The 26,456-nt window shown below is 69.0% G+C and carries 27 protein-coding genes and 1 other RNA gene; 19 read left to right on the top strand and 9 right to left on the bottom strand.

The genetic code is table 11. The annotated features are described in order from the left end of the window. Positions 1-2 precede the first annotated feature (2 nt). Both cnbZ and ACSQ9I_RS25945 read right to left on the bottom strand, forming a co-directional pair. A complete protein-coding gene (gene cnbZ, locus ACSQ9I_RS25950; protein ID WP_436314979.1) occupies positions 3-776 on the bottom strand; it encodes a 2-amino-5-chloromuconate deaminase CnbZ in 774 nt (257 codons plus the stop codon). After that, the gene (locus tag ACSQ9I_RS25945; protein WP_436309762.1) at positions 760-1,776 is read right to left on the bottom strand and encodes a LysR family transcriptional regulator; all 1,017 of its coding nucleotides are present in this window, start codon (positions 1,774-1,776) and stop codon (positions 760-762) included. The genes cnbZ and ACSQ9I_RS25945 overlap by 17 nt, the downstream gene beginning before the upstream one ends. Before the next feature lie 80 nt (positions 1,777-1,856). Between ACSQ9I_RS25945 and pyrC the strand changes: the two genes are divergently transcribed. The 4 genes from pyrC (at position 1,857) to htpX (ending at position 5,466) form a co-directional block, all read left to right on the top strand. After that, positions 1,857-2,897, top strand: coding sequence for a dihydroorotase (pyrC, locus tag ACSQ9I_RS25940; protein ID WP_436293664.1), 1,041 nt, complete (start codon positions 1,857-1,859; stop codon positions 2,895-2,897). Beyond that, positions 2,894-3,637 (top strand): NYN domain-containing protein, encoded by a 744-nt coding sequence (locus ACSQ9I_RS25935; RefSeq protein WP_436293663.1) that lies wholly within the window; start codon positions 2,894-2,896, stop codon positions 3,635-3,637. The genes pyrC and ACSQ9I_RS25935 overlap by 4 nt, the downstream gene beginning before the upstream one ends. Further along, complete coding sequence (locus ACSQ9I_RS25930; protein ID WP_436314977.1) at positions 3,634-4,410, top strand: DUF3025 domain-containing protein; 777 nt, start codon at positions 3,634-3,636, stop codon at positions 4,408-4,410. The genes ACSQ9I_RS25935 and ACSQ9I_RS25930 overlap by 4 nt, the downstream gene beginning before the upstream one ends. A gap of 183 nt (positions 4,411-4,593) precedes the next feature. Continuing rightward, positions 4,594-5,466 carry a protease HtpX gene (gene htpX, locus ACSQ9I_RS25925; RefSeq protein ID WP_436305485.1) on the top strand — a complete coding sequence of 291 codons (873 nt, stop codon included), beginning with the start codon at positions 4,594-4,596 and terminating at the stop codon, positions 5,464-5,466. 131 nt (positions 5,467-5,597) lie between these two features. On the opposite strand, the gene ACSQ9I_RS25920 is transcribed toward htpX, so the two are convergent. Continuing rightward, positions 5,598-7,223 carry an NAD(P)/FAD-dependent oxidoreductase gene (locus ACSQ9I_RS25920; RefSeq protein ID WP_436314976.1) on the bottom strand — a complete coding sequence of 542 codons (1,626 nt, stop codon included), beginning with the start codon at positions 7,221-7,223 and terminating at the stop codon, positions 5,598-5,600. Between the two features lie 84 nt (positions 7,224-7,307). Here ACSQ9I_RS25920 and ACSQ9I_RS25915 point away from each other — a divergent pair, with 84 nt between their 5' ends. From ACSQ9I_RS25915 to ACSQ9I_RS25905, 3 genes are all read left to right on the top strand, one after another. Next, positions 7,308-7,574, top strand: coding sequence for a ribbon-helix-helix protein, CopG family (locus ACSQ9I_RS25915; RefSeq protein ID WP_093103955.1), 267 nt, complete (start codon positions 7,308-7,310; stop codon positions 7,572-7,574). Continuing rightward, positions 7,549-7,971, top strand: coding sequence for a type II toxin-antitoxin system VapC family toxin (locus ACSQ9I_RS25910; protein ID WP_436314975.1), 423 nt, complete (start codon positions 7,549-7,551; stop codon positions 7,969-7,971). Before ACSQ9I_RS25915 ends, ACSQ9I_RS25910 begins: the two co-directional genes overlap by 26 nt. Positions 7,972-8,090: 119 nt before the next feature. Next, entirely contained in the window at positions 8,091-8,762 is a 672-nt protein-coding gene (locus ACSQ9I_RS25905) for a hypothetical protein (RefSeq protein WP_436314974.1), read from the top strand. Between the two features lie 122 nt (positions 8,763-8,884). Here the strand turns inward: ACSQ9I_RS25905 and cysK are convergent, their stop codons facing one another. Further along, positions 8,885-9,805, bottom strand: coding sequence for a cysteine synthase A (gene cysK, locus ACSQ9I_RS25900; protein ID WP_093103959.1), 921 nt, complete (start codon positions 9,803-9,805; stop codon positions 8,885-8,887). Positions 9,806-9,863: 58 nt separating this feature from the next. On the opposite strand from cysK, the gene rnpB reads away from it, so the two are divergent. Then, positions 9,864-10,192: RNase P RNA component class A (gene rnpB, locus ACSQ9I_RS25895), an RNA gene on the top strand. On the opposite strand, the gene ACSQ9I_RS25890 is transcribed toward rnpB, so the two are convergent. Genes ACSQ9I_RS25890 through ACSQ9I_RS25880 form a run of 3 tightly spaced genes read right to left on the bottom strand, consistent with a single transcriptional unit; the run spans position 10,187 to position 13,202 of the window. Beyond that, entirely contained in the window at positions 10,187-10,828 is a 642-nt protein-coding gene (locus tag ACSQ9I_RS25890; RefSeq protein WP_436314973.1) for a Pr6Pr family membrane protein, read from the bottom strand. The genes rnpB and ACSQ9I_RS25890 overlap by 6 nt on opposite strands. Further along, positions 10,828-11,538 (bottom strand): RNA pseudouridine synthase, encoded by a 711-nt coding sequence (locus tag ACSQ9I_RS25885; protein ID WP_436314972.1) that lies wholly within the window; start codon positions 11,536-11,538, stop codon positions 10,828-10,830. Before ACSQ9I_RS25885 ends, ACSQ9I_RS25890 begins: the two co-directional genes overlap by 1 nt. Continuing rightward, entirely contained in the window at positions 11,535-13,202 is a 1,668-nt protein-coding gene (locus tag ACSQ9I_RS25880) for an MBL fold metallo-hydrolase (RefSeq protein ID WP_436314970.1), read from the bottom strand. Before ACSQ9I_RS25880 ends, ACSQ9I_RS25885 begins: the two co-directional genes overlap by 4 nt. 114 nt (positions 13,203-13,316) lie before the next feature. Between ACSQ9I_RS25880 and ACSQ9I_RS25875 the strand changes: the two genes are divergently transcribed. Then, a complete protein-coding gene (locus ACSQ9I_RS25875; RefSeq protein ID WP_436314969.1) occupies positions 13,317-14,324 on the top strand; it encodes a Bug family tripartite tricarboxylate transporter substrate binding protein in 1,008 nt (335 codons plus the stop codon). Between the two features lie 197 nt (positions 14,325-14,521). Here the strand turns inward: ACSQ9I_RS25875 and ACSQ9I_RS25870 are convergent, their stop codons facing one another. Next, positions 14,522-15,007, bottom strand: a complete 486-nt coding sequence (locus ACSQ9I_RS25870; protein WP_436314968.1) for a tetratricopeptide repeat protein — start codon at positions 15,005-15,007, stop codon at positions 14,522-14,524. Positions 15,008-15,171: 164 nt separating this feature from the next. On the opposite strand from ACSQ9I_RS25870, the gene ACSQ9I_RS25865 reads away from it, so the two are divergent. The 9 genes from ACSQ9I_RS25865 (at position 15,172) to ACSQ9I_RS25825 (ending at position 24,815) form a co-directional block, all read left to right on the top strand. After that, positions 15,172-16,419 (top strand): 3-methyl-2-oxobutanoate dehydrogenase (2-methylpropanoyl-transferring) subunit alpha, encoded by a 1,248-nt coding sequence (locus tag ACSQ9I_RS25865; protein WP_436309753.1) that lies wholly within the window; start codon positions 15,172-15,174, stop codon positions 16,417-16,419. Further along, complete coding sequence (locus tag ACSQ9I_RS25860) at positions 16,416-17,429, top strand: alpha-ketoacid dehydrogenase subunit beta (RefSeq protein ID WP_093103968.1); 1,014 nt, start codon at positions 16,416-16,418, stop codon at positions 17,427-17,429. Before ACSQ9I_RS25865 ends, ACSQ9I_RS25860 begins: the two co-directional genes overlap by 4 nt. Then, on the top strand, positions 17,430-18,719 hold the full coding sequence (locus ACSQ9I_RS25855; RefSeq protein WP_436314967.1) for a dihydrolipoamide acetyltransferase family protein: 1,290 nt from the start codon (positions 17,430-17,432) through the stop codon (positions 18,717-18,719). Between the two features lie 20 nt (positions 18,720-18,739). Beyond that, a complete protein-coding gene (locus tag ACSQ9I_RS25850; RefSeq protein ID WP_436293649.1) occupies positions 18,740-20,086 on the top strand; it encodes an NfeD family protein in 1,347 nt (448 codons plus the stop codon). A gap of 2 nt (positions 20,087-20,088) precedes the next feature. Further along, the gene (locus ACSQ9I_RS25845) at positions 20,089-20,868 is read left to right on the top strand and encodes a slipin family protein (RefSeq protein ID WP_436315829.1); all 780 of its coding nucleotides are present in this window, start codon (positions 20,089-20,091) and stop codon (positions 20,866-20,868) included. Between the two features lie 135 nt (positions 20,869-21,003). Beyond that, on the top strand, positions 21,004-21,978 hold the full coding sequence (gene corA / locus ACSQ9I_RS25840; RefSeq protein ID WP_436314966.1) for a magnesium/cobalt transporter CorA: 975 nt from the start codon (positions 21,004-21,006) through the stop codon (positions 21,976-21,978). Beyond that, entirely contained in the window at positions 21,975-23,177 is a 1,203-nt protein-coding gene (locus ACSQ9I_RS25835) for an amidohydrolase family protein (RefSeq protein ID WP_093103974.1), read from the top strand. Before corA ends, ACSQ9I_RS25835 begins: the two co-directional genes overlap by 4 nt. Positions 23,178-23,191: 14 nt before the next feature. Continuing rightward, positions 23,192-23,683, top strand: coding sequence for a nucleoside deaminase (locus ACSQ9I_RS25830; RefSeq protein ID WP_436314964.1), 492 nt, complete (start codon positions 23,192-23,194; stop codon positions 23,681-23,683). A 103-nt stretch (positions 23,684-23,786) separates the two neighbouring features. Next, positions 23,787-24,815: a Bug family tripartite tricarboxylate transporter substrate binding protein gene (locus tag ACSQ9I_RS25825; protein WP_093103977.1), complete on the top strand. Its 1,029-nt coding sequence runs from the start codon at positions 23,787-23,789 to the stop codon at positions 24,813-24,815. Between the two features lie 161 nt (positions 24,816-24,976). Here the strand turns inward: ACSQ9I_RS25825 and ACSQ9I_RS25820 are convergent, their stop codons facing one another. Continuing rightward, positions 24,977-25,831, bottom strand: coding sequence for a class I SAM-dependent methyltransferase (locus ACSQ9I_RS25820; RefSeq protein WP_436314962.1), 855 nt, complete (start codon positions 25,829-25,831; stop codon positions 24,977-24,979). Positions 25,832-25,906: 75 nt separating this feature from the next. On the opposite strand from ACSQ9I_RS25820, the gene ACSQ9I_RS25815 reads away from it, so the two are divergent. Then, positions 25,907-26,350, top strand: a complete 444-nt coding sequence (locus ACSQ9I_RS25815; RefSeq protein ID WP_436314961.1) for a helix-turn-helix domain-containing protein — start codon at positions 25,907-25,909, stop codon at positions 26,348-26,350. Positions 26,351-26,456: the final 106 nt, after the last annotated feature.

Below are 26,456 nucleotides of genomic sequence, written 5' to 3'. Positions count from 1 at the left end.
TTTCACGGGCGCGACCACAGCCGTTCGCAGCGCACGCGGCGCAGGTCCATCTCGACTTCCATGTCGACGATCGGCGGGCGCGTGAGCTGCCAGGTCAGCCCGCAGCCCAGCTCGCCGCGCCGGACGATCTCGTCGAACGCCAGCGCGCCGATGTCGTGCACGGTGTAGGCCTGCACGGCGCTGGCGTCGGCCCAGCCGAAGCCGAGCGCGGTGGTGCGCCGCTCCATCTCGCCCATGACGTAGCGCAGCTTCTCGCGCAGGCCTTCCCGGCTGGTGTCGCCGAGCCGCACCATGCCTTCGCGGTAGCTGGCCTGGCCGTCGCGCGCCTCGCCGCCGCCCGAGACCACGAAGCTGGCCTGGCCGGGCGCGTCGCCGGTCTCGACGGTGTAGGAGAAGGCATGGAAGGCCGGCGCGGCGGGCACCCTCACGAGCGGGCAGACGTTGGTGCGCGCCACCGGATTGCGCTCCCCGCGCGCCAGCCCCCAGCGTTCGAGCGTGCCCGCGTAGTGGCGGTTGAAAGCCTCGAAACCCGCTTCGGAGAACGGCGCGGGTGAACGCAGCTCGCAGGCGCACAGGGCCGCGAGCGGGCGCCCCAGCGCGGCCAGGTGGGCTGCGATCGCCTCGAAGCCCTCGGCCAGCGGCAGCGCCTCGGGAAACACCATGCGCTCGATCGCGTAGCCGGGCAGCGCAGTCACGCCGCCCGAGTACTGGAACACGCCCTTCAAATAGCGATAGCCCCCTTCGGGGAAGTCCTCCAGCTCAGCTGCTGCTGCCATTCGGTTCCTCCAGATCAGCAGCCACTCTAGGCAAGGGCTGCGCCGGAGAGAAGGCCGATTCAGGCATGCGCATGTTGCCGAAATCAGAACGCCCGCCGGCCTTGCCGCCGTAGCGGCCCATGGCGGTGGCCAGCAGTTCCAGCAGCGAGCGCGCGGCCGGCGAGAGGCGCTGCGTCGGCAGGGTGACGAGGCTGGTCGCGGTCTGCGCGAAGTCGCGCTCCTTGAGCGGCACGGCGCAGAGGTCGCCGTTCGACACCTCGTGCAGCGCGGCATAGCGCGGCATCAGCGTGACCAGGTCGCCGTTGCGCACCACGCCGCGCGCCATCTCGAGCGTGTTGGTCTCGACCGCGAGCTCGAGTTCCACGCCCAGCTTGGCCGCGATGCGATCGACCAGGTGGCGGATCTGGAAGCTGCGGTCGGGCAGCGCCACGCGCTGCCCGGCGAGTTCGAGAAAAGACACCGAGCGCCGCTGCGCCAGCGCATGTGTGGGCGCGACCAGCGCGCAGAGCGGTTGTTCCAGCCGCGCATGCTCGCGAAACGGATGGCGCTCGGCCAGGTTGAAGGCCAGCGCCATGTCGATGCGGCATTCCTGCAGCGCTTCGAGCACCGCCCGCGAGCCCACCACCGAGACCTGTACTTTCACTTCCGGGTGGCGCTTCTGGTAGCGCGCCAGGTTGCAGGACAGGAAGTGCCCGACCATGCCCTCGATGCTGCCGATGCGCACCGTGCCCGAGGGCTTGCCGACCAGCTCCTGCAAGGCGGCGCGCAGGGCCGTGCTTTCCTGCAGGGCCGATTCGGCATGCGCGAGCACCAGTTCGCCGGCCGGCGTCAGGGTCGTGCGGTTGGCGCGCCGGTCGAGCAGCAGGATCTTGAGCTCGGTCTCGAGGTTGGCGATCTGCCGGCTGACCGCGCTGGGTGCGATGCCGAGGATTTCGGCCGCGCGGCGCAACGATCCGGCGCGCGCCGTTTCGCGAAAGTAGAGCATCGAAGTGGACAGCATCGTGGGGGTCTTCCTGTGGGTCCTCGCGGGCAAGCAATTGGCATGCCCTCGGGCCTGCGGCGCAATGGGACAATCCCGCCATGACAAGACCTGCAGACACCCTCACCATCACCCGCCCGGACGACTGGCATCTGCACGTGCGCGACGGCGCTGCGCTCGGGGCCGTGGTGCCGCATTCGGCGCGCCAGTTCGGCCGCGCGCTGATCATGCCCAACCTGCGCCCGCCGGTGACGAGCGCCGACCAGGCCATCGCCTACCGCGATCGCATCCGCGCTGCCGTGCCCGAGGGCTTGAGCTTCGAGCCGGTCATGTCGCTCTATCTCACCGACAAGCTGCCGCCCGAGGAAATCGCACGCGCCGCCGCGGCCAGCGTGTGCGCCCTCAAGCTCTACCCTGCCGGCGCCACCACCAACAGCGATGCCGGCGTGACCGACATCCGCAAGACCTACAAGACGCTGGAAGCGATGCAGAAGCACGGCCTGCTGCTGCTGGTGCACGGCGAGGTGACGGACCCCGCGGTCGACCTCTTCGACCGCGAGGCCGTGTTCATCGATCGCGTGATGATCCCGCTGCGCCGAGACTTCCCCGAGCTCAAGGTGGTGTTCGAGCACCTGACGACGAAGGAGGGCGCCCACTACGTGCGCGATGCCGGCCGCTTCACCGCCGCCACCATCACCGCCCACCATCTGCTCTACAACCGCAACGCCATCTTCACCGGCGGCATCCGGCCGCACTACTACTGCCTGCCGGTGCTCAAGCGCGAGACGCACCGCGTGGCGCTGGTCGAGGCCGCCACCAGCGGCAGCGACCGCTTTTTCCTCGGCACCGACAGCGCGCCGCATCCGGCGCACCTCAAGGAGCATGCACTGGGCTGCGCCGGCTGCTACACCGCGCTGACCGCGCTCGAGCTCTACGCCGAAGCCTTCGACAATGCCGGCGCGCTCGACAAGCTCGAAGGCTTTGCGAGCTTCCACGGCGCCGACTTCTATGGCCTGCCGCGCAACACCGACACCGTGACCCTGAAGCGCGAAAGCTGGACCGTGCCGGAAACGGTGCCTTACGGCGATGCAACCTTGAAACCCTTGCGCGGCGGCGAAACCGTGGCGTGGAGACTGACATGATCCCCACCCCGTGTGTGATGCTGCTGATCGACGCCGACAACGTCTCGTCCGACGTGATCGAGCAGGCCGTGCAGCGCACGATGGCCGAGCACGGCGCGATCCACGTGCGGCGCGCGTATTGCAATGCCGAGACCGCGTTTAAGCAGCAGGCGCTCTTCAAGCGGCTCTCGGTGCGGCCCATGGTCAACCTGTCGGCCGGCAAGAACAGCACCGACATCGCGCTCGCAGTCGATGCCATGGATCTCGCGGTGGCCGAGCGTCCCGACATCGTGGTGCTGGTGTCCTCCGATTCCGACTTCGCGCCGCTGGTGATCCGGCTGCGCGAAAAAGGCTGCCGCGTCTGCGGCATCGGGCAGCAGGGCAAGACCGGCGACGAGACCGTCGCGGTCTACGACAGCTTCATCGACCTCCAGCATCATCAATCCGAGCGGCCGGCCGTCGCCAAGCCGGCGGCCAAGCGGGCGGCGCGCGCACCGCGCCGCACCAAGGCCCCGGCACCCCCGGTGGCGCGCATGCCGGCGCTGCCCGAGGACGTGCTGCGCATCCTCGACGCCGTTCCCGAACTGGGTGCGGGCGGCAAGATCGAGCTCAACCACGCGGCCGAGCGGCTGCGCGGCGCCAAGCTGCTGGGCAAGAGCGCGAGCTCGCCCAAGCTGTTCAAGAAATACCCCGAGCTGTTCGCGCTGACGCCGGAGAAGACGCCCAACAAGGTGCAGTACGTCGGCCCGCTGCCGTCGTGAACCCCGCCTGGCCCGTCGATACGGCGCGGCCATGGCTGGCGCCCTTTGCGCTGCGGGCGGCCGCCGCGGGTGCGACGCTTGCCCAAGGCCTCGGCGTGGCAGAGGCGCTGTCGAACCAACCCGTGCCCATCGGGCTGCCGGCCGGCCCCTTGCGCTTCGTGCCCGCGCACACGGCGCCGGCCGATGAGGCCTACGAAGCCTTCATCTTCCGGACCGCGCAGGTGCCCACGCGCGACAACCTGCACGACTTCTTCAACGGCCTCGTGTGGCTGCATTTCCCCGCGACCAAGCGGCGCCTCAACGAACTGCAGGCGGCCGAGATCGTGCGCGCCGGCATCGGCGCCGAGCGCGGGCCGCTGCGCGATGCGCTCACGCTCTTCGACGAGAACGGAGCCGTGCTCGATGCGCCGCCTGCCTTGTGGGAAGCCTTGCTCGCGCGCGACTGGCAGCGGCTGTTCGTGGCCGAGCGGGCCTTGTGGCGGCAGGCGCGTCTCCTGGTCTTCGGCCATGCGCTGCTCGAAAAGCTGAGTTCGCCACGCAAGCCGATGACCGCGCATGTGCTCTGTGCGCCGGGCGCCAGCCGATCGGTCGCGATCGACGATGCGGCGATCGCAGCAGCGCTGGACGCTGCCCATCTCGCGAGCAAGCCCTTCGCCCCGCTGCCCGTGCTCGGCGTGCCCGGCTGGTGGGCGCCGAACGAGGCACCCGGCTTCTATGACGATACCGAAGTCTTCAGGCCACCGCGGCCGGCGGGCCGGCTTTACCCGGAGTGAGCGTGGTGGCGTGCGCTTGACGCAGAACTTTTGCTCCTATCATCACTCTGTACGCCTGAGCCACGCGGGGCTCCACAACCAAGAACAACTGCCTGCCCCGACCGTCCACCGCTTGAAACCAGGGTGGCGGCCCTCATTTGCTCGCCACGGCGAGCCATCGTCTGTACCCACGGAGAAATCAACTTGAAACGCATCCTTCTGTTCGTCCTGACCAACGTCCTGGTGGTCGCGGTGCTCGGCGTCGTCGCCAGCCTGCTTGGCGTCAACCGCTACCTCACGGCCAATGGTCTCAACCTCACAGCGTTGTTGGGCTTTGCGCTGGTCATGGGCTTCGGCGGCGCGATCATCTCGCTGCTGATCAGCAAGCCGATGGCCAAGTGGAGCGCCGGCGTGCGCATCATCAACGAGCCGCAGTCGCCCGACGAGGCCTGGATCGTGCAGACCGTGCGCAAGTTCGCCGACAAGGCCGGCATCGGCATGCCCGAGGTCGGCATCTTCGAGGGCGACCCCAATGCCTTCGCCACCGGCGCGTTCAAGAACTCCTCGCTGGTCGCGGTGTCGACGGGCCTCTTGGCCAACATGACGCGCGAAGAAGTCGAGGCCGTGATCGGCCACGAAGTGGCGCACGTGGCCAACGGCGACATGGTCACCATGACGCTGATCCAGGGCGTGATGAACACCTTCGTCGTGTTCCTTTCGCGCGTGATCGGCTATGTGGTCGACGGCTTCCTGCGCCGCGGCAGCGACAGCACCGGCCCGGGGATCGGCTACATGATCACCACGCTGGTGCTCGACATCGTGCTCGGCTTCGCCGCCGCGATCGTGGTGGCCTGGTTCTCGCGCCAGCGCGAGTTCCGCGCCGACGCCGGCGCGGCCCAGCTGATGGGCCGCAAGCAGCCGATGATGAATGCGCTCGCGCGCCTGGGCGGCCTGTCGCCCGGCGAACTGCCGAAGGCGGTTGAGGCCATGGGCATCACGGGCAGCATCGGCAAGCTCTTTGCAACGCACCCGCCGATCGAGGAGCGCATTGCTGCGCTCCAAAACGCACCGGCCTGAGCTTCAGTGCCTGCATCAAAGCCGCCTTCGGGCGGTTTTTTTGAGCCGATCAAACAGCCCCGTTCGCCCTGAGCTTGTCGAAGGGCCGGCCCCGGCTTCGACAAGCTCAGCCCGAACGGTGGTGAGGGGGCTCAGGCCCGCGCAAGCACGCTGCGCGCGACCGCTTCCGCCACCTTGATGCCGTCGACGCCGGCCGAAAGAATGCCGCCCGCATAGCTTGCGCCCTCGCCGGCGGGGTAGAGGCCGCGCACATTGAGGCTTTGAAGATCTTCGCCGCGCGTGATCCTGATCGGCGAGGAGGTGCGCGTCTCGACGCCGGTCAGCACTGCGTCGTGCAGATCGAAGCCCTGAATCTTTCGGCCGAAAGCGGGGAAGGCCTCGCGCATCGCCTCGATCGCGTAGCCGGGCAGGGCGGCGTGCAGGTCGGTCGGCGTCACGCCCGGCTTGTACGAAGGCTCGACGCTGCCGAGCGCGGTCGAGGGCTTGCCGGCGACGAAATCGCCGACCAGTTGGCCGGGCGCGCGGTAGTCGCCGCCGCCGAGCACGAAGGCATTGGATTCGAGTTCGCGCTGCAGGGCGATGCCGGCGAGCGCGTCACCAGGGAAGTCGCGCGGATCGATGCCCACCACGATGCCCGCGTTCGCATTGCGCTCGTTGCGCGAGTACTGGCTCATGCCGTTGGTCACCACGCGGCCCGGCTCGCTGGTGGCGGCGACCACCGTGCCGCCCGGGCACATGCAGAAGCTGTAGACCGAGCGGCCATTGCTCGCGTGGTGCACCAGCTTGTAGTCGGCCGCGCCCAGCAGCGGGTGGCCGGCATGCCGGCCCCAGCGCGCGCGGTCGATGAGGCCCTGCGGATGCTCGACGCGAAAGCCGATCGAGAAGGGCTTGGCTTCGATGTGCACGCCGCGCGCATGCAGCATCTCGAAGGTGTCGCGCGAGCTGTGGCCGAGCGCCATCACCACGTGGTCGGCGCGCAGCTCGCTGCTCTCGCCTGTGCGCTGGTCGAGCACGGTGAGGCCGCGCAGCTGCCCGTCCTCGATCAGCACATCGGTCACGCGCTGCTCGAAGCGGATCTCGCCGCCCAACGCAGTGATCTGCTCGCGCATGTTCTCGACCACCTTCACCAGCTTGAAGGTGCCGATGTGCGGATGCGCGACGTAGAGAATCTCGGGCGGCGCGCCGGCCTTGACGAACTCCTCCATCACCTTGCGGCCGAGGAAGCGCGGGTCCTTGATCTGGCTGTAGAGCTTGCCGTCCGAAAAAGTGCCGGCGCCGCCCTCGCCGAACTGCACGTTCGACTCGGGGTTCAGCACGCTCTTGCGCCACAGGCCCCAGGTGTCCTTGGTGCGCTGGCGCACGGTCTTGCCGCGCTCGAGCACGATCGGCTTGAAGCCCATCTGCGCAAGCATCAGCGCGCAGAAGATGCCGCAGGGGCCGAAGCCGACCACCACGGGGCGCAGCGGCAACCCGGCCGGCGCCTGGACCGGGGCGCGCCACACCATGTCGGGCGCAGCGCCGATGTGCGGATGTCCGGCGAACTTCGCGAGCAGCGCGGCTTCGAGCGCCGGGTCCGCGATCGTCGCGTCGACGATGTAGACCTGCAGGAGTTGCGGCTTGCGCGCATCGAAACTGCGCTTGAAGACCTTGAAGCCGGCGATCGCCGCGGCAGGCGTGCCGAGGGCCGTTGCGATGGCTTCAGGGAGTGCCGCATCGCCGTGGTCGAGCGGCAGCTTGATTTCGGAGATTCGGAGCATGGCTTTGAGGCCCGTGTCGATCGGGCAAAGGCTGTGGCCGGAACCTTGGATTGTAATACAATTCTGTATTACAGGAGCCTGATCATGACACTGTCGATTCGATTGCCTGCGGAAGACGAGACCCTGCTGGAGCGTGCGGCGGCTGCGTTGCACATCAGCAAGTCGGAGTTCATCCGCCGCAGCATCGCTGCCTACGCGGGCAAAGTGATGCCGGTCGAGCGCGCGGCGGCAGAGATCGATGCGCTCTATATCGGCAAGGGTGGTGGCCTGCGCCGTCCTGAAAGCGTTGCCAACCTGGCCAAGCGAGCGATCCTGGAGCGGCTGCGTGAAAAGCACGGATACGCTCGCTGACACGGGTTTCCTGGTCGCGCTGTTCAACGACGGCGATACGCACCACGCGGGCGCCGTCGGCATGTTGCAGCAACTCGCCGGCCGGCGTCTCTACACGGTCTGGGAGGTGCTCACCGAGGCCGGCCACCTGCTCGACGACACGGCTTGGCTCAATCTGCTGCGCTGGGCTGCCGCCGGTCGGCTGACGGTGCTGTCGAGCGACCCTGCCGATCTTTCGGAGATCGCCGACTTCACCGGGCGCTATGCCGACGGCGGTGCGGACCTCGCCGATGTCGCGCTGGTCTTCGCGGCCGATCGCACCGGCATCTACAACGTGCTGACTGTGGATCGCAAAGACTTCGATCGCTATCGCAGCTCGCGCGGAAAGCGGCTCAAGCGGCTCTGGCTGAAGGACTGAATCAGACTTCGACACCCCGCGAATTTCGGCGACCTTCCCGTGAACGATTGCACAAGTTGCGGAACCGACTACCGATAGCCGACCAGACAATCGCGTCGCTTCAACAAAGGGAGGATGGCATGCGCCATCGACGCACGGCGCTTTGCGCCACCTTGATCCTGGCCCATGCGATGGTGTTCGCGCAACCGGCCGACACCCTGCCGGCCGATGCAAGCTCGGCGATGCCCGAGGTCGTGGCGCCATTGCCGGCAGCCGGCGGAGGCGCCTCCGCTCCGAGCGCCGACCCCATTCAGGCGACACCCCCGAAGGTCGAGTTCTCGCGCGGCAGCTACCGCGAGGGCATCGAAACGCTGCGCATCGTGCGCCGCGAAGACACGAGCCGGAACATCGCGGTGCAGGTCGGACTGAATGTGGCGCTCATCGCGCTGACCGGTGGGGCGGCGTTGAGCGCCAGGGGTTTCTCGAAGGACGACCTCGCAGGCACCGCCGTCGAAGGGCTCGACGACGAGCGCCTGCGCGACAACCCGGCGCGTGCCGAACTGCCGCAGGCGATCGGCCTGCGCCTGGCGCAGCTCTACAGGGAGCGCGCGGCCGCGGGCGAGCCTGTTCCGGAGGACGAGCAAGCGCCGGTGCGGGTGACGCCGGGCCCATGGCACCTGGTGTACGAGTCGCTGATGAACGACGACCAGCTCTTTCGCCTCAAGTGGGGTGCCGCCATCGTGCCCCGCGCCCCGCGCCCCGCGCATGTTCCGCATGCCCAAGCGGCCCGTGCAGTGCGCCTACGAGTCTGAGCCGGCGACCCTGGCAGATTGGCAGGCCGACGATTGGAGACGCTTGCGCGACGAGCGCGTCAAGGCGCTCGCTGCCTGCGATCGGCCGCTCGACGAGGGGTTGAAAGACATGCTCTGAGGCTTCAAGCCGGCAGGAAGCCGTCGACCGACAGATAGCGCTCGCCGGTGTCGTAGTTGAAGCCCAGCACCACCGCGTTGGGTGCCAGTTCGGGCAGCTTCTGCGCAATCGCGGTGAGCGTGGCGCCCGAGGAAATGCCCACCAGCATGCCTTCTTCGGCCGCGCAGCGGCGCGCCATCTCGCGCGCCGGTTCGGCATCGACCTGGATCACGCCGTCGAGCAGCTCGGTGTCGAGATTCTTCGGAATGAAGCCGGCGCCGATGCCCTGGATCGGGTGCGGCGACGGCGCGCCGCCCGAGATCACGGGCGAGGCGACCGGCTCCACCGCGAACACCTTGAGCTTCGGCCATTTCTTCTTGAGCACCCGCGCGCAGCCCGTGATGTGACCGCCGGTACCCACGCCGGTGATGAGCACGTCCAGCCCATCGGGAAAGTCGGCCGCAATCTCCTCGGCCGTGGTGCGCACATGCACCTCGACGTTGGCGGGATTGTTGAACTGCTGCGGCATCCAGGCGCCGGGCGTGCCGGCGACGATCTCCTCGGCGCGCGCGATCGAGCCCTTCATGCCCTTCTCGCGCGGCGTGAGGTCGAAGCTTGCGCCGTAGGCGAGCATGAGGCGGCGGCGTTCGACCGACATGCTGTCGGGCATCACGAGGATCAGCTTGTAGCCCTTGACGGCCGCGACCATCGCGAGCCCGATGCCGGTGTTGCCCGAGGTGGGCTCGACGATGGTGCCGCCGGGCTTCAGCGCGCCGGACTTCTCGGCGTCCTCGACCATCGAGAGCGCAATGCGGTCCTTGATCGAGCCGCCGGGATTGGCGCGCTCGGACTTGATCCACACCTGCTGCGTCGCTCGGCCGAACAGGCGCTGGATGCGGATATGCGGCGTGTTGCCGATGGTCTGCAGGATGCTCTGAGCTTTCATGGGTGATTCTTTCGTGGCGCGCGAAGCGGGCTGCCATTGTCGCGATAATCCATGGTGTGAAGCGCGCCAGACCGCCGCTGGTGCAAGTCTCGAAAGAGCGCACTGGAGGAAGGTCCGGACTGCACAGGACAGCGCAGGAGCTAACGGCTCTCCACCGCGAGGTGAGGATCAGAGCAACAGAGACGAGTCGGCCGGGGGCAACCCCGGTCGGGTGAAACGGGCAATCTCTGCGCGCAGCAACACCAAGTAGGCCAGCGTCGATGTGGTTCCGCAGAGCTGGCGGGTAGGTGGCACCGAGCCGTTTGGCGACAAACGGCCCAGAGTAATGGCGGTCACGTTGGGGGCAACCTCAACGCACAGAATCCGGCCTACAGGCGCGCTTCACACTTTTTTCGGGGTCGGCTTCTTGCGGCCGATCGCCACCAGCAGCGCGGCGACCAGCGAGAAGCCGATCAGCACGCCCACCGCATTGAGCGCGGTGCGGCCATAGCCCAGCGCACCCACGTCGATGAAGGGGTACGGATAGACCCCGGCGATCGCGCCGCGCACCAGTGCATAGACAAGATAGCCCAGCGGATAGGTCCACCAGTACGGGATGTCGCCCCCGCGCAGGCCGTGCGCGGGCACCGCGATCCACCAGTAGACGAGAAAGAGCACCGGCATCAGGTAGTGCAGCAGCACGTCGGCCAGCCACAGCAGGCCCTGCGGATTCCAGATGTGGCGCAGCACGAAAAAGTAGACCAGGCCCACCACCGCGATGTTGGCGCCGATCGCGCTCGCCACGCCGGGCCTTCGGAAGAAGCGCCACAACGCGCCTTGCGCAACGGTTGCCGCGGCCGTCAGTGCCAGCGCGGCGAGCAGGTTGGTCAGGATGGTGAAGTAACCGAGGTACATGAAGACGCCCCAGCCGGCCGGCCTCCCGCCGGCCGTGGCCAGCCCGATCGACAGCACCAGCTGCAGCGCGAGTGCGGCCCAGCCGATGAGTGCGGCTGCGGCGGCGAACCGGCGCACGGACGTGGGCATCAGAAGCGCTCGTTCGGCAGCAGATAGCGCCACTGGCCGGGCAGCAGGCCCGCGAGCGGCACGCGGCCGATGCGGATGCGCTTCATCGCGAGGATGCGCAGGCCCGCCTCGTCGCACAGGTGAGCGATCTGCCCCGGCCGCGGACCTTTGATCGCAAAGCGCAGGCCGGTGTGGCCTTCGGCCTGCTGGCCGATGCTGACGCGCGCCGCAGAGGCGCGTTCGAGCCGCGCCAGCACATCGGGCCCGACCGGCCCGGCCACGTCGACCATCACTTCGTTCTCGAGGATGCCCGCGTCTTCCTGCAGCTTGCGCTCGATGCGCCACTCCTGCGTGAAGACCACGAGCCCGCTGGCGCCGGTTTCGAGCGGCGTCATGCAGCGCTGGGCCGCCACGTGGCGCGGCAGGAAGCGCAGGCCCGCGCGTTCGGGCTCGTGGTGGTTGGCGGGCACCAGCAGACGGTGCGCGTTGTCGGTCGGCGTGCCGGCCGGCTTGTGCAGGAGCAGCGTGACCGGCACCACCGGCTCGGGCCGCGCACCGGGCTCGATCTCGACCTGCTGGTGCGCGTGCACGCGCGTCTGCGGCAGCAGTGCCGGTTCGCCGTCGATGCGCACCGCGCCGTTCTCGATCAGCAGCTCTGCTTCGCGCCGCGAGCAACTGGCCATCGCGGCCACGCGCTTGGCCAGGCGGATGCCTTCGTCGCTATCGGTCATCGAGCTTGCGCCAGTTGCCGGATGCGTTCCACATGCGCGGCCAGGGAGCGCGCGGCCACCGGCCACATGCGTTCGGGCACGTCGTCGTAGGCGAGCGGCAGCCAGTCCTCGGGTGTGCCCTGCGGCAGGCGCTGCATCGCGGCGGCGATCTTGGCCTCGCGCTTCAGGCGGTGCGCCTTCAGATACGCGATGGCGGCACGCGCCTCGCCGAGCACGTAGCCGTGCGCCGGCAGGATGAAGCGCACCTCGCCCTCGGCGCAGAGCGCATCCAGCCTGTCGAGCGAATCGAGGTACGCGTTCATGTTGCCGTCCGGCGGATCGACCACCGTGGTGCTGCCGTTGAGCACGTGGTCGCCGGAGAACAGGAGTCCGTCCTCCTCCAGCACCAGGCACAGGTGGTTGGCCGCGTGGCCGGGGGTGTGGACGGCGCGCAGCGTGTGCGTGGTGCCGTCCGGGCCGTGCAGCACCAGGCGTTCCTGGTCCTGCAGCGTGCGGTCCGGTGCGAAGCGCGCCGAGGCGCGTGCCGTCGGCGCCGAGGGCAGGCCGAGGATGGCCGGCTTCGATGCTGCGCACAACGCCTGCAGCGGCGCCGCGCCCGGCGAGTGGTCGGCATGCGAATGGGTGCAGACGATCATGCGGATGTCGTCGCCGGTCGCGCGGTGCAGCCGCTCGATGTGGCCCGCGTCGTTCGGTCCCGGGTCGATCACGATGTAGCCGCTGGCCGCATCGCCCACGATGTAGCTGTTGGTGCCGGGCCCGGTCATCGCGCCGGGGTTCGGCGCGGTCAGCCGCTGCACGTTCTTCAAGAGCGGCACCGGCGCCTCGCTTTGCCAGTCGAGCGCATGCACGATCTGGCCGTCGGGGCAGACCAGCGCCAGCTCGCCGTAGGGCGATTCGTGCTCCATGTAGCGCGCCTCCTGGCCGCGCAGCAGGCCGGCGCGCGGACAGCTGGTGAACAGCGGGCCTTCGCCGTCTGCACGGTGGGCGCAGGCGTCGAGCAGGGCGTCGACCGAGTCGTAGGCGGCCATGCGCTCCAGCGTGCGCACGGTCGGGAAGATCATGAGGAAGCCGCCCGCCTTGTGGCGCGCGAGCGCATCGGCCGGCCGCACCCAGCAGGGCTCGAACTGCTCGGTCTCGTCGGCCGTCGGCGTCTGGCCCTCGGGCATGCGCGCCACCAGGAAGGGCACGTCGAAGCGCTTGGGCAGGTCGCGGTCGGTGATCCAGTGCGCGAAGGTGAAGAGCTCGTCGGTCGCCAGCCGCAGTCCGCGCGCCGTGCACTGGTCGGCCAGGGCGATGGCGCTGGCGGCCGTGCTGCGGTCCATCGCCGCCACCTCGTCGGCGCTCACCGGGCGGTCGTCCTCGTGGCGCGCGAGCAGCACGCCGAGCTCCTCGAAGCTCTCGCGGACCGCGGCCACGGCCTGCGTGAGCTGCTGTTCGCTTTGCGTGGGCCGGCGCAAAGCGATGCGGTGCGCGGCGCGGTCGCCTTCATCGATGCGGCCGCCGGGGAACACATAGGCGCCGGGCGCGAAGCTCGCGCTGGCGGAGCGCCGCGTCATCAGGACCTCGATGCCTTCGGGCGTGTCGCGCAGGAGCAGCACGGTGGCGGCGGCGAGCGGCGGCGCCGGTTCGCGCGGGGGATGGAGTTGTTGGGTGGGGCGGACCATGGGGCGCAATTATCGAGAGGCGATCAGAGAGCTGTGCTGCATAAGCTTCGACAGGGTTTCGCATGAGCCTCGCGCCACAATCGGCGCTTGCTCCATCCGCTTCGAAGGACAGTCATGCCCCATTCTCTCTCCAGCCGTTCGCGCCGTCTGTTCGCTGCCGCCGGCCTCGCCCTCGGCGCCTGCGCTGCGCCCGCTGCTCTTGCCCAGGCCGAGTGGCCGCAGCAACCCGTCACGCTGATCATGGGTTTCCCGGCCGGCTCGGGCGTCGACGTGGTGGCGCGCACGATCCAGGAGCCCTTGCAGCAGAAGCTCGGCCAGCCGGTGGTGATCGACTACAAGTCCGGCGCCGCCGGCAACATCGCGAGCGAGTACGTGGCGCGCGCCAGGCCCGACGGCTACACGCTTGCCTTCGGCACCGCCGCCACGCACGGCAGCAATGCGGCGCTCTACAAGAAGCTGCCCTTCGACGTCGAGGCCGACTTCGTGCCCGTGGCGCCGGTGCTCGACGTCTCCAACGTGCTCACGATCAATCCCGAGGTGATCAACGTCAAGACGCTCAAGGAGTTCGTCGAACTCGTGAAGGCCAACCCCGGCAAGTACAACTATGCCTCCACCGGCAACGGCGCCGGCACCCACATGGCTTTTGCCGAACTCAACTCGCGCCTCGGCCTGCAGATGGTGCACGTGCCTTACAAGGGCGGGCCGGAGGCCATCGCTTCGGTGGTGCGCGGCGAGACCTGCTGCATCATGAACCAGGTGCAGACCGTGCTGCCGCAGTACAAGGCGGGCAAGGTGCGGCTGCTGGGCGTCACCACCGCCAAGCCGGTGGCGGCGGTGAAGGAAGTGCCGACCATTGCCGCGAGCGGCATCGCCGGCACCCAGGGCTTCGACAGCTCGATCTGGTTCGGCGTCTTCGCGCCCAAGGGCACGGATGCGCGCATCGTCGACAAGCTCAATGCCGCGATCAAGTCCGTGCTCGAACAGCCCGAGATCCGCGAGAAGTTCGAGGGCCAGGGCAACACGGTGCGCATCGAAACGCCCGCGCAGTTCAAGGCCACCGTTCACGCCAACCGCGTGAAGTGGGCCGAGGTGGCGAAGGCGGCGAACGTGAGTATCGACTGAGGAGGCGCCAGCCCCTTGGACGCATGCCGGGCTTCGGGGGTTGGATGCGACCCAGGCTCCTCCACGGCTGCGGGCGGTGTGCCCTGGGCCGGCCGTTGAGGCACTGCCGAGCAGCGCAGGGAAGCCCGAAGGGCCGGTGACGTCGGCCGGCACAGGGCACACCGCCCGCCTCCGCGCCCCCACATCGTCAACAGAACCTATTCCCCGGCGCGCGAGCGCTTGAACTTCGCGATCTTCTCCTTCAGCTCCGTGTACTGCTCGCAGGGGAACCAGCAGAGCTTGTCGAGCGCCTTCAGGTGCTTCTCCGCGCCTTCGAGCTGGCCGACCTGCAGATAGGCCTCGCCCACGTACTCGTGCGCGTCGCGGTGGCCGGGGTTGAGCTGCAGGGCGCGCTCGTAGTGCTTGAAGGAGTTGTCCATGTCGCCCAGGTGGCGATAGGCGAAGCCCAGCAGGTTCCATGCGTCGGCATTTCTGGGATCGGTCCGGATGGCCGCCTGGAGCGGGGGCAGGGCTTCGGCCCATTGCTCGGCCTTGACGGCGGCCTGGCCGGCGCGGTAGTCGGGGTCCAGCTCCTGCTGCGACGGGCCGCCACCGCCCCCGCCTCCACCTCCACCGCCCGCGGGCCATGCGGGCAGGCTCAGGCAAGCGAGACAGGCCATCGTCGCCAGGATCTTCTTGCGCATGATGTGCTCCTGATGAGTGCTCCGCCGCTCTCTCTCCCGATCGAATTCGAGTCCTGCCGGCCCCGCGTGTCAAGCGAGATACGCGCGATTGACCGGCTGCGCCGGAGCCTGAAATTCGCTAGGCTTTGCTGGCGAGCGATCCCATCGAGCGCGGAGACAACGCGATGAGCCAGGGCGCACCTCTTCGTCTGCATGTGCCGGAGCCCACCGGGCGGCCGGGTCATGAGACCGATTTTTCCTACCTGCATATTTCGCGCGCCGGCCAGGTGCGGCGGCCGCCGCTGGACGCATCGCCGGCCGACACCAGCGACCTCGCCTACACACTGGTGCGCGTGCTCGACGACGAGGGCCGTGCCGTCGGCCCGTGGGTGCCGGAGGCGGATGCAGCCTTGCTGCGCCGCGGCCTCGTCTCGATGCTGAAGACGCGCATCTTCGACGCCCGCATGCTGATCGCGCAGCGCCAGAAGAAGATCTCCTTCTACATGCAGTGCCTCGGCGAAGAGGCCATAGCCATTGGCCATGCGCTGGCGCTGCAGCAGGGCGACATGTGCTTTCCCACCTACCGCCAGCAGGGCCTGCTGCTGGCGCGCGAGGACGTGTCGATGGTGGACATGATCTGCGAACTGATGTCCAACGAGCGCGACCCGCTCAAGGGGCGGCAGTTGCCGGTGTGCTATTCGATGAAGCGCGTCGGCTTCTTCTCGATCTCGGGCAACCTGGCCACGCAGTTCATCCAGGCGGTGGGCTGGGGCATGGCCTCGGCGATCAAGGGCGACACCCGGATCGCCTCGGGATGGATCGGCGACGGCGCCACCGCCGAGTCCGACTTCCACACGGCGCTGACCTTCGCCCACGTCTACCGAGCGCCGGTGATCCTCAACGTGGTCAACAACCAGTGGGCGATCTCGACCTTCCAGGCCATCGCCGGCGGCGAGGCCACCACCTTCGCGGCGCGCGGCGTGGGTTGCGGCATCGCCTCGCTGCGCGTCGACGGCAACGACTTCCTCGCCGTGCTGGCCGCCTCGCGCTGGGCCGCGCAGCGCGCCCGCAGCAACCTCGGGCCGACGCTGATCGAGTGGGTCACCTATCGCGCCGGGGCGCATTCGACCTCGGACGATCCCTCGCGCTACCGGCCGGCCGACGACTGGGCGCACTTCCCGCTCGGCGATCCGATCGCGCGGCTGGCGCAGCACCTGACGGGCATCGGCGCCTGGTCGCAGCAGGAGCACGAGGAGACGCAGGCGAAACTGGAGGCCGAGGTCAACGCCGCGCTGAAGGAAGCCGAGCGCTACGGCTCGCTGGCCGATGGGCACCTGTTCAGCGCCGCGGCGATGTTCGAGGATGTCTACAAGGACATGCCGGAGCACCTGAAGCGGCAGCGCGAGCAGATGCAGTCCGGAGCAGCGTCATGAGCGCCATGACCATGATCCAGGCCTTGCGCTCCGCCATGGACGTGATGCTCGAGCGCGACGACAACGTCGTCATCTATGGCCAGGACGTGGGCTACTTCGGCGGCGTTTTCCGCTGCACCGAGGGCCTGCAGGCCAAGTACGGCCGCTCGCGCGTGTTCGATGCGCCGATCTCCGAAGGCGGCATCGTCGGCTCGGCCATCGGCATGGGCGCCTACGGCTTGCGCCCGGTGGTCGAGGTGCAGTTCGCCGACTACTTCTATCCGGCCTACGACCAGATCGTTTCCGAAGCGGCGCGGCTGCGCTACCGCTCGGCCGGCGACTTCAGCGCGCCGATCACCATCCGCATGCCCTGCGGCGGCGGCATCTACGGCGGCCAGACGCACAGCCAGAGCCCGGAGGCGCTGTTCACGCACGTCTGCGGCGTGCGCACGGTGATGCCCTCGAATCCGCGCGATGCCAAGGGCCTGCTGATCGCCTCGATCGAGAACGACGACCCGGTGATCTTCCTGGAGCCCAAGCGCCTCTACAACGGCCCCTTCGACGGCCACCACGACCGGCCGCTGGTGTCCTGGTCGGCCCATCCGCTGGGCGAGGTGCCCGAGGGCTACTACACGGTGCCGCTCGAATCGGCCACCGTGTTCCGCCCCGGCGCCGACCTGACGGTGATCAGCTACGGCACCATGGTCTTCGTCTCGGAGGCGGCCGCGCGCGAAGCCGGCATCGATGCCGAGATCATCGACCTGCGCAGCCTGTGGCCGCTGGACCTGGAGACCCTCGTCGCCTCGGTCAAGAAGACCGGCCGTTGCGTGATCGTGCACGAGGCCACGCGCACCAGCGGCTTCGGCGCCGAGCTGACGGCGCTGGTGCAGGAGCACTGCTTTCATCACCTCGAGGCGCCGATCGAGCGCGTGACCGGCTGGGACACGCCCTATCCGCATGCGCAGGAGTGGGCCTACTTCCCGGGCCCGGCACGCGTGGGCGCGGCCTTCCGGCGCGTCATGGAGAACTGAATGGGCACGCATGCGATCAAGGTGCCGGACATCGGCGAAGGCATCGCCGAAGTGGAACTGGTCGCATGGCGGGTCCAGCCCGGCGACACGGTGGCCGAAGACCAGGTGCTGGCCGACGTGATGACCGACAAGGCGACCGTCGAGATCCCGTCGCCGGTCGCGGGCAAGGTGCTTGCGCTCGGCGGCGAAGTGGGGCAGCAGATGGCGGTGGGTGCGGAGCTGATCCGCATCGATGTGGAGGGTGGCGACAACACCGGCGCGGCGCCGCCCACGTCCACGCCCGCGGCCACGCCTGCGCCTACACCAGCACCAGCACCAGCACCTGAGACCGCGCCGGCCGAACGCACGAGCCTGCCATCCACCGGCAAGCCGACTGCCTCGCCCGCGGTGCGCCATCGGGCCGCGGCGCTCGGCATCGATCTGCAGCAGGTGCCGGGCAGCGGCGTGGACGGCCGCATCCTGCACGAGGACCTCGACGCCTGGCTGGTCCGGCGGCCCGGTCCGCAGGCGGCGAGTGCGGCGCGCTACGCGCAGCGGGACGACGAGGAAGCCGTGCCCGTGACCGGCGTGCGCCGCCGCATCGCCCAGCGCATGCAGGATGCGATGCGTCGCATCCCGCACTTCACCTACGTCGAGGAGATCGACGTGACCGAACTGGAGCTGCTGCGCGCGCGGCTCAACGAACGCTGGGGCAGCGAGCGGGCCCACCTGACGCTGCTGCCGCTGCTCGTGCGTGCCGTCGTGCTGGCGGTGCCGCGCTTCCCGCAGATCAATGCCCGCTTCGACGACGAGGCGGGCGTGCTCACGCGTCACGGCGCAGTGCACGTCGGCATCGCGACCCAGACCGCGGCCGGCCTCATGGTGCCGGTGCTGCGCCACGCGGAAGCGCGCGACCTGTGGTCCAGCGCGGCCGAGATCGCGCGCCTGGCCGAGGCCGCGCGCGCGGGCCGGGCCACGCGCGACGAACTGAGCGGCTCGACCATCAGCATCACCAGCCTCGGCGCCCTGGGCGGCATCGCCTCCACGCCGATCATCAACGCGCCCGAGGTGGCGATCGTCGGCGTCAACCGCATCGCGCTGCGCCCGGTGATGCAGGACGGCGCGGTGGTCGCGCGCCGGATGATGAACCTGTCTTCCTCCTTCGACCACCGCGTGGTCGACGGCCAGCTTGCGGCCGAGTTCGTGCAGGCCGTGCGGGCCTTGCTCGAATGCCCCGCCTTGCTCTTTGTCGACCAGGGCCTGTTGCAGTGTGTGACAGCGGCGCCCGCGACTCCTAGAATCCAGCTATGAGGTCCGCCAGAACATGGTTGATGGGACTGGTCCTCCTGGCCCAAGCTGCGGCTGTGGCCAGCGCCGAAGCTGTGTCTGCCGCGGCTCCCGAGGCGCCCCGCATCGTGGTCCTGATGCAGGTCGAGGGCGCCATCGGGCCCGCTTCCGCAGACTATGTGCGCCGCGGCCTCGCGCTGGCTGCCAAGGAACAGGCGCAGCTCGCCGTGCTGCAGCTCGACACGCCGGGCGGGCTCGACGCCTCGATGCGCAACATCATCAAGGACATCCTCGCTTCGCCCGTGCCGGTGGCGACCTTCGTGGCGCCCAGCGGCGCCCGCGCCGCGAGTGCCGGCACCTACATCCTCTACGCGAGCCACATCGCAGCCATGGCACCGGCCTCCAACCTCGGCGCGGCGACGCCGGTGGCCATCGGCATGCCGACGCCGGGCCGGCCGGAGCCGAAGCCGCCGTCCTCTTCCGAGAAGGGTGCCGAGCCCGCTCCCGATGCGATGAGCGCCAAGCGGCTGGCCGATGCCTCGGCCTACATCCGCAGCCTGGCGCAGCTGCGCGGGCGCAATGCCGACTGGGCCGAGCAGGCGGTGCGCGAGTCGGTGAGCCTGTCGGCGCAGGAGGCGCTGGAGAAAAAGGTCATCACCCTGGTCGCGCGCGACGTGGCTGACCTGCTGATGCAGGTGCATGGGCGCGAAGTGAGCCTGGCGCATGGCACCGTGCGGCTGGCCACCCAGCGCGCGCAGCTGCTCGCCTTCGACGCCGATTGGCGCAGCCGGCTGCTGTCGGTGATCACCGAGCCCAGCCTGGCGCTGATCCTGCTGATGATCGGCATCTACGGCCTCCTGTTCGAGTTCTCCAACCCCGGCTTCGTGCTGCCCGGCGTGGTGGGCGCCATCTGCCTGACGCTGGCGCTGTTCGGCCTGCAGATGCTGCCGGTCAACTACGCGGGACTGGCGCTGATCCTGCTGGGGGTGGCCTTCCTCATCGCCGAGGCCTTTCTGCCGAGCTTCGGCGTGCTGGGGCTGGGCGGCATCGCGGCCTTCGCGATCGGCGCCGTGCTCCTGATCGACAGCGACGCGCCGGGCTTCGGCGTGCCGCTGTGGGTGGTGGCGGTGATCAGCGCGGTCTCGGCCCTGTTCATCCTCGCGGTCGCCGGCATGGCCGCGAAGGCGCGTCGGCGGCCGGTGAAGAGCGGCATCTCGGCCCTCGTGGGCACCACCGGCGAACTGGTCGAGTTCTCGGACGGCGAGGGCTGGGCGCAGATCCAGGGCGACTACTGGCGCGTGACCGGCGCGGGTGATCTGCATACCGGCGGACGAGTCCGGGTCAGTGGCGTGCAAGGCGTCGTGCTGCAGGTGGCCCCGGACGGCCAATGACCATGTTCTTCAATTTCACCGTCGCGCTCATCGCGCTGCTCCTGGTGCTGGCGGTGATGCTCGCCGCGGCGTCGCTGCGCATCCTGCGCGAGTACGAGCGAGGCGTGGTGTTCCAGCTCGGCCGCTTCTGGAAGGTCAAGGGACCTGGCCTGGTGATCCTGATCCCCGGCATCCAGCAGATGGTGCGCGTGGGGCTGCGCGTGATGGTGCTCGACATCCCGAGCCAGGACGTGATCACGCGCGACAACGTGTCGGTGAAGGTGAACGCGGTGCTCTACTTCCGCGTGATCGATGCGGAGAAAGCGGTCATTCAGGTCGAGAAGTACCTCGAGGCCACCAGCCAGCTGGCGCAGACCACGCTGCGTGCCGTGCTCGGCAAGCACGAGCTCGACGACTTGCTGTCCGAGCGCGAGCGCCTCAATCTCGATATTCAGAAGATCCTCGAGGCGCAGACCGACATCTGGGGCATCAAGGTGACCAACGTCGAGATCAAGCACGTCGACCTCAACGAGAACATGGTGCGCGCCATCGCGCGGCAGGCCGAGGCCGAGCGCGAACGGCGCGCCAAGGTGATCCATGCAGAGGGCGAACTGCAGGCCTCGGTCAAGCTGGCCGAAGCGGCCGAGATTCTGGGGCGCCAGCCGCAGGCGCTGCAGTTGCGCTATCTGGAAACCCTGACCGTGATCGCCGCCGACAAGAATTCGACCATCGTGTTTCCCTTGCCGCTGGAGGTCATCGGACCCTTGCTGCAATGGATCAAGAAGAAGGCCGACGCGCCGTAGCGCCGGCGCCCGGGCGACCTACAGCGTCTTGGTCAGCGTGACGATCAGCGGTTGCGCGTAAAGACTTGCGCGCCCTTGCGACGCCGCTCGCGCGTGGCAAGATGCCTCGTCTTCCCTATTGCCCCGGCGCCCCGCATGCTCATCAACTGCGTTGTCTACGAAGACGGCACCAAGCTGGCCGACATTCCCGTTTCCGAAATCAGCGAGTACGCGTCGCTGCCGCGTTGCTTCGTCTGGGTGGCGCTGCGCGACGCCACGCCCGAAGAGCTGGCCGAAGTGCAGGCCGAGTTCGGTCTTCATCCGCTGTCCGTGGAAGATGCCCACAACGGCCACCAGCGGCCGAAGGTGGAGGAGTACGCCGATTCGCTCTTCGTCGTCATGCACCTGCTCGAAGCGGGTGCCGGCGAGCCCGCCACGCTCACGGTTGGCGAGCTCGATGTCTTCGTCGGGCGCAACTACGTGGTGTCGGTGCGCAACCGCAGCGATCACGGCTTCACCGAAGTGCGCGAGCGCTGCGAGCGCGAGCCCGAGCTGCTCAAGAACGGTCCGGGCTTCGTGCTCTACGCGCTGATGGATGCCGTGGTCGACCGCTACTTTCCGATCATCGATGCGTTCGAGGACGAACTCGACACCATCGAGCAGCGCATCTTCACCAAGGGCGCCGCGCGCGACAGCATCAAGCGCCTGTACGAACTGAAGCAGCGCCTGACGCTGCTCAAGCACGCGGTCGCGCCGCTGCTTGAAGGCACCGGCAAGCTGCACGGCGGCCGCGTGCCGCAGATCTGCGTTAGCACGCAGGAGTACTTCCGCGACGTGGTCGACCACCTGAGCCGCATCAACAACACCATCGACTCGATCCGCGACACCATCGGCACCGCGATCCACGTCAACCTCTCGATGGTCACCATCGAGGACGGCGAAGTGACCAAGCGCCTCGCGGCTTGGGCCGCCATCTTCGCCGTGTGCACCGCCTTCGCCGGCCTCTGGGGCATGAACTTCGAGCACATGCCCGAGCTGAAATGGCGCTACGGCTATGCGGCCGCGCTGGCGCTCATCGCGAGCCTTTGCGTCTACGTGTACTACCGCTTCCGGCGTGCGGGCTGGGTGTGAGCATGCTTCTGATCCGCCATGTGCGCCCCATGGGCGCCGCCCCTGCCGACGTGCTGGTGCAGGACGGCCGCATCGCGGCCCTCGGCCCGGCCTTGCACGCCGCAGCCGGCTGCGCGGTGGAGGAGGGCGGCGGCGCGCTCCTGCTGCCCGGCCTGGTCGAAGGCCACACGCACCTGGACAAGACGCTGTGGGGCATGGACTGGTACCGCAACGAGGTCGGCACCCGGCTCATCGACAGGATCGACAACGAGCGCGCCTTTCGCCAGGCCAGCGGCCATGACGCGGCCGCGCAGTCGCTGGCATTGGCCCGGGCCTTCCTGGCGCGCGGCACGACGCGGCTGCGCACCCACGTGGACATCGACACCCAGGCAGGGCTGCGCCATCTCGAAGGCGTGCTGCAGACGCGCGACACGATGCAGGCGCTGCAGCAGATCCAGATCGTCGCCTTCCCGCAATCGGGCCTCCTGGGCCGGCCCGGCACGGCCGAGCTGCTGGACCAGGCCATCGCCCGCGGCGCCGACGTGCTTGGCGGCCTGGACCCGTGCGCGATCGACGGCGATCCGGTGCGCTCGCTCGACGCGCTCTTCGCCATCGCCGAGCGCCGCGGCTGCCCGCTCGACATCCATCTGCACGAGCCCGGCGCCATGGGCGCCTTTTCGCTCGACCTGATCCTCGCGCGCACGGCAGCGCTCGGCATGCAAGGCAAGGTCGCGATCAGCCACGGCTTCTGCCTGGGCGACCTGCCCGAGCGCGAATGCGAGGCGCTGCTGGCGCGCATGGCCGCGCTCGGCGTGGTGCTGGTCACCAGTGCGCCGCCTTCGCGCAGCGTGCCGCCGCTCATGGCCTGCCGCCGCGCCGGCGTCACCGTGCTCGGCGGCAACGACGGCATCCGCGACACCTGGACGCCCTACGGCAGCCCCGACATGCTGGAGCGCGCGATGCTGATCGGCCTGCGCTACAACCTGCGGCGCGACGACGAGATCGAGGTCGCGCTCGACTGCGTCACCCATGCGGGCGCGCGCGGCTTGCGCTTCGAAGCCTATGGCCTGGCGCCGGACTGCCGGGCCGACCTGGTGCTGGTCGATGCGCAGACCGTCGCCGAGGCGGTGGTGGCGCGGCCGGTGCGGCGGCTCGTGGTGGCGGGCGGCCGCATCGTGGCGCGCGATGGGGCGCTGCTGTCGGATGCGGTTCCCGTGTGAAGGAGCAGACGACGATGTACCAGGAAGAATTCATGCGGCGCGCCATCGCGCTCTCGGCGCAGGCGCTGCGCACACCGGGCACCGAACCCTTCGGCGCCGTCGTCGTGCAGGACGCCCGCGTGGTGGGTGAGGGCTTCAACCACTCGGTGGCCCATTTCGACCCGACCTCGCACGGCGAGGTGGAGGCCATCCGCGATGCCTGCCGCAATCTGCAGCGCGTGGACCTGAGCGGCTGCGAGCTCTACACCTCGTGCGAGCCCTGCGCCCTGTGCGTGGCCGCCATGCGCATCGCGGGCATCGCCAGGCTCTACTACGCGGCCTCGCTTGCGCAGTCGGGCCAGGCCTTCGCCGGGCTGCCGACAGAGGCGCGCCACCCGATCGACATCGAAGACCTGCGTGCCGAGGCCGGTGCGCCGATCGAGCGGCGGACGCTGCCCGCGGAGCAGAAGATGGATCGCGAAGCGGTGCAGATCCTCGCGACCTGGGCCGCGTCGAAAAAGGCTTGAGCACCGGTGGGCGTGCGGGCCCGACGAAGCATTTGGTTGTCTTGCGCCGGAAGACGGTGTCGCGTAACGTTGTGTTACTTATTTTTGCAACATCCGCCGCTTCATGATCTCCAAACGCCGCTTGCTCCAAAGCCTCGCCGCCTCGGCCTGTGCCCCGGCCGCGTGGGCCCAACAGGCAACGTCTTCCACCGCGCCGCGCGCCGCGCGCCCCGCCGGTTCCGCCGCCCCCGGCGCCTGGCCGACCCAGCCGGTGCGCATCCTGGTCGGCTTCCCGGCCGGCGCCTCGCCCGACCTCGCGGCGCGTGCCATCGCGGAGCCGCTCTCCAAGCTGCTGGGCCAACCGGTGACGGTGGAGAACAAGCCCGGCGCCAGCGGCAACCTCGCGGCCGACCTGGTGGCCAAGGCGCAGGACGATCACACCATCGGCGCACTGATCAATGGCAACCTGACGATCGCCAAGCTGCTGAATCCCGCCACGCCCTTCGACCCCGAGAAAGACTTCGCGCCCGTGGGCCTGATCGGCACCGCGCCGCTGGTGCTCGCGGTCTCGGGCGACGCCGTGGGCAAGAACGCCACCGAGCTGCTGCTGTGGGCGCGCAACCTCGGCGACAAGGGCAAGTACGGCACGCCCGGCGTCGGGACCGTGGGCCACCTGGGCATGGAACTGCTGAAGACCCGCACCAGCATCTCGCCGCAGCACGCGCCCTTCAACGGCAATCCGCAGGTCATCGCCGCCATGCTGGCGGGACAGATCCAGATGGCGCTGCTGCCGCCGGGCCTCGCGAAGCCTCATGTGGCCTCGGGCAAGTTCAAGGCCCTCGGCGTCACTTCTCCCCTGCGCAGCCCGCTGTTCAGCGAGCTGCCCACGCTGCGCGAAGCCGACGTGCGCGGCGCCGACCTCGAGATCTGGACCGCGCTCGCGGCGCCGGCCAGCCTGCCCAAGCCGGCGGTGGCCAGGCTCAACGCGGCGCTGGGCGAGGTGCTTCGCTCCGCCGAAGTGCAGCAGCAACTGCTGAAGGCGGGCTGGCAAGCGCAGGCCGGCACGCCACAAGCGCTGGCCTACCGGATGCGCTCCGACACCTCGCAGTTGGGCGGCGTGATCCTGATGCGGGGCATTCGCTCGGAGACTTGAACTCCCCCAGGCTTCGCGCACTTCGTGTCGCTACGCCAACCCCCTCACCGGGGGCAACACCGACGGCCCGGCAAAGCCGGTTCCGTGGTGTTTCTGGAACGGGCTTCGATTAAGAGCCGCTGCACTGCCCCTCAGACACTGGCGGCCTCCTCTTGTGCGGCTTACGCAGACGGCGCTCGGGCACTGACCATCCAGCAGGCGGCGGCGAAGCGAACCTCGGTTCCGTGCACATAGGGATCGAAGGCGGCGCGGACGGTGTCGATGACTTGCGCGCGCGTCCGCTCGTCCACCTCCTGAAGGATCAGGCCGACGGGACCGAGCCGGGTGAAGTAGCCGACCAACTCCTTCTCGGGCAGGGTGCAGTCGACATCGATCGGCCGGATGTCGATCCCGGCCCAGCCGCTCTCTTCCAGGATGGCAGCGACCCAATGCCGGTCTGCGAAGGAGAACTGTCCGGGCGCGCCCGGCTGGCGGGCGGGCATGTTCGGCAGCAGCGGTGCCGCCGCGCGCTCGGCCGTCGTCATGAACGGGTTCTCCGCGGCACTCCGCCAGACGATGAAGCGGAGCCTGGCGTCGTCCCGTGCGGCGCGCCGCAGGTTCGCGAAGGCCAGGACCGGGTGGTCGAAGAACATGACGCCGAAGCGCGACATGATCAGGTCGAAGCTTGCGGGCTCGAAGGCGTGGATTTGCGCGTCGGCACGGATGAAGCTTGCCGGCGTGTCTTCCCGTTCGGCGCGTGCCCGGGCGGCGGCGATCAGCGGATCCGAAATGTCGACGCCGATGCAGTGGCCCGTCGCGCCGAGCAGCCGCGCAACGGCGAGCGTCGTGCTGCCCGTACCGCAGCCGACGTCGAGCACCTGCTGCCCGGGGCCGGCGCGGACCGCTTCGACCAGCAGGTCTTCGAAGGGCTCGAGCACCTGGTCGATCACCTCCTGTGCCTCGACCCAGGCACGCCCTGCGCGGCCGTTCCAAAGCGCCGTCTGCTCGTTGTTGTCGGTCTGGAGTGTGGCATCCATGGTCGTTTTCCTTTGCTTGCCCTCGAGAGGCGGAAGCTAGACTGTGCAACTTCAAGTCGACTTGAGGTCAAGAGAATGATGCACCTGGACATCGCCGAGGTGGCGCAGCGATCCGGCGTTCCCGCGTCCACGCTGCGCTTCTATGACGAAAAGGGGCTGATCGCCTCCACCGGCAGGCGCGGCCTGCGCCGCCTGTTCGATCCCAGCGTGCTGGAGCGGCTGGCGCTGATCGCGCTGGGGCGCGCGGCCGGCTTCTCGCTCGACGAGATCGCGCTCCTGTTCACGCGCGAGGCGCAGCCGCGCATCGACCGCCAGATGCTCGCGGCCAAGGCGCAGGAGCTGGACAAGACGATCCGCAAACTGAGCGCCATGCGCGACGGCCTGCTGCACGCCGCTGCCTGCCCCGCACCGAGCCACATGGAATGCCCCACCTTCCGTCGCATCCTGCAGGCCGCCGCGACCGGCGCTGTCGGAGCGCGAAAGAAGAGGGCTCCGCAGCCACCGGCACGCATCGCCTGATCCTGCGCAGCGCCGCGCGCCCATAAGTCGCGCTTATGTAAAAGCAACGCAAAACGGCGTTCCCTTCAGTACTGTGCGTGTCGATACTTGTCGCCAGCCACGCTGC

This window comes from Variovorax sp. LjRoot84 (assembly GCF_964254305.1).
Classification (GTDB): Bacteria; Pseudomonadota; Gammaproteobacteria; order Burkholderiales; family Burkholderiaceae_C; genus Variovorax.
This window is presented reverse-complemented; position numbering and strand designations above follow the sequence as displayed.

Bases quoted from the DNA above. Each gene is read 5' to 3' on its own strand.
- cnbZ (WP_436314979.1), bottom strand. From the start codon at position 776: ATGGCAGCAGCAGCTGAGCTGGAGGACTTCCCCGAAGGGGGCTATCGC.
- ACSQ9I_RS25945 (WP_436309762.1), bottom strand. From the start codon at position 1,776: ATGCTGTCCACTTCGATGCTCTACTTTCGCGAAACGGCGCGCGCCGGA.
- pyrC (WP_436293664.1), top strand. From the start codon at position 1,857: ATGACAAGACCTGCAGACACCCTCACCATCACCCGCCCGGACGACTGG.
- ACSQ9I_RS25935 (WP_436293663.1), top strand. From the start codon at position 2,894: ATGATCCCCACCCCGTGTGTGATGCTGCTGATCGACGCCGACAACGTC.
- ACSQ9I_RS25920 (WP_436314976.1), bottom strand. From the start codon at position 7,223: ATGCTCCGAATCTCCGAAATCAAGCTGCCGCTCGACCACGGCGATGCG.
- ACSQ9I_RS25915 (WP_093103955.1), top strand. From the start codon at position 7,308: ATGACACTGTCGATTCGATTGCCTGCGGAAGACGAGACCCTGCTGGAG.
- ACSQ9I_RS25905 (WP_436314974.1), top strand. From the start codon at position 8,091: ATGCGCCATCGACGCACGGCGCTTTGCGCCACCTTGATCCTGGCCCAT.
- cysK (WP_093103959.1), bottom strand. From the start codon at position 9,805: ATGAAAGCTCAGAGCATCCTGCAGACCATCGGCAACACGCCGCATATC.
- ACSQ9I_RS25890 (WP_436314973.1), bottom strand. From the start codon at position 10,828: ATGCCCACGTCCGTGCGCCGGTTCGCCGCCGCAGCCGCACTCATCGGC.
- ACSQ9I_RS25885 (WP_436314972.1), bottom strand. From the start codon at position 11,538: ATGACCGATAGCGACGAAGGCATCCGCCTGGCCAAGCGCGTGGCCGCG.
- ACSQ9I_RS25880 (WP_436314970.1), bottom strand. From the start codon at position 13,202: ATGGTCCGCCCCACCCAACAACTCCATCCCCCGCGCGAACCGGCGCCG.
- ACSQ9I_RS25875 (WP_436314969.1), top strand. From the start codon at position 13,317: ATGCCCCATTCTCTCTCCAGCCGTTCGCGCCGTCTGTTCGCTGCCGCC.
- ACSQ9I_RS25870 (WP_436314968.1), bottom strand. From the start codon at position 15,007: ATGCGCAAGAAGATCCTGGCGACGATGGCCTGTCTCGCTTGCCTGAGC.
- ACSQ9I_RS25865 (WP_436309753.1), top strand. From the start codon at position 15,172: ATGAGCCAGGGCGCACCTCTTCGTCTGCATGTGCCGGAGCCCACCGGG.
- ACSQ9I_RS25860 (WP_093103968.1), top strand. From the start codon at position 16,416: ATGAGCGCCATGACCATGATCCAGGCCTTGCGCTCCGCCATGGACGTG.
- ACSQ9I_RS25855 (WP_436314967.1), top strand. From the start codon at position 17,430: ATGGGCACGCATGCGATCAAGGTGCCGGACATCGGCGAAGGCATCGCC.
- ACSQ9I_RS25850 (WP_436293649.1), top strand. From the start codon at position 18,740: ATGGGACTGGTCCTCCTGGCCCAAGCTGCGGCTGTGGCCAGCGCCGAA.
- ACSQ9I_RS25845 (WP_436315829.1), top strand. From the start codon at position 20,089: ATGTTCTTCAATTTCACCGTCGCGCTCATCGCGCTGCTCCTGGTGCTG.
- corA (WP_436314966.1), top strand. From the start codon at position 21,004: ATGCTCATCAACTGCGTTGTCTACGAAGACGGCACCAAGCTGGCCGAC.
- ACSQ9I_RS25830 (WP_436314964.1), top strand. From the start codon at position 23,192: ATGTACCAGGAAGAATTCATGCGGCGCGCCATCGCGCTCTCGGCGCAG.
- ACSQ9I_RS25825 (WP_093103977.1), top strand. From the start codon at position 23,787: ATGATCTCCAAACGCCGCTTGCTCCAAAGCCTCGCCGCCTCGGCCTGT.
- ACSQ9I_RS25820 (WP_436314962.1), bottom strand. From the start codon at position 25,831: ATGGATGCCACACTCCAGACCGACAACAACGAGCAGACGGCGCTTTGG.
- ACSQ9I_RS25815 (WP_436314961.1), top strand. From the start codon at position 25,907: ATGATGCACCTGGACATCGCCGAGGTGGCGCAGCGATCCGGCGTTCCC.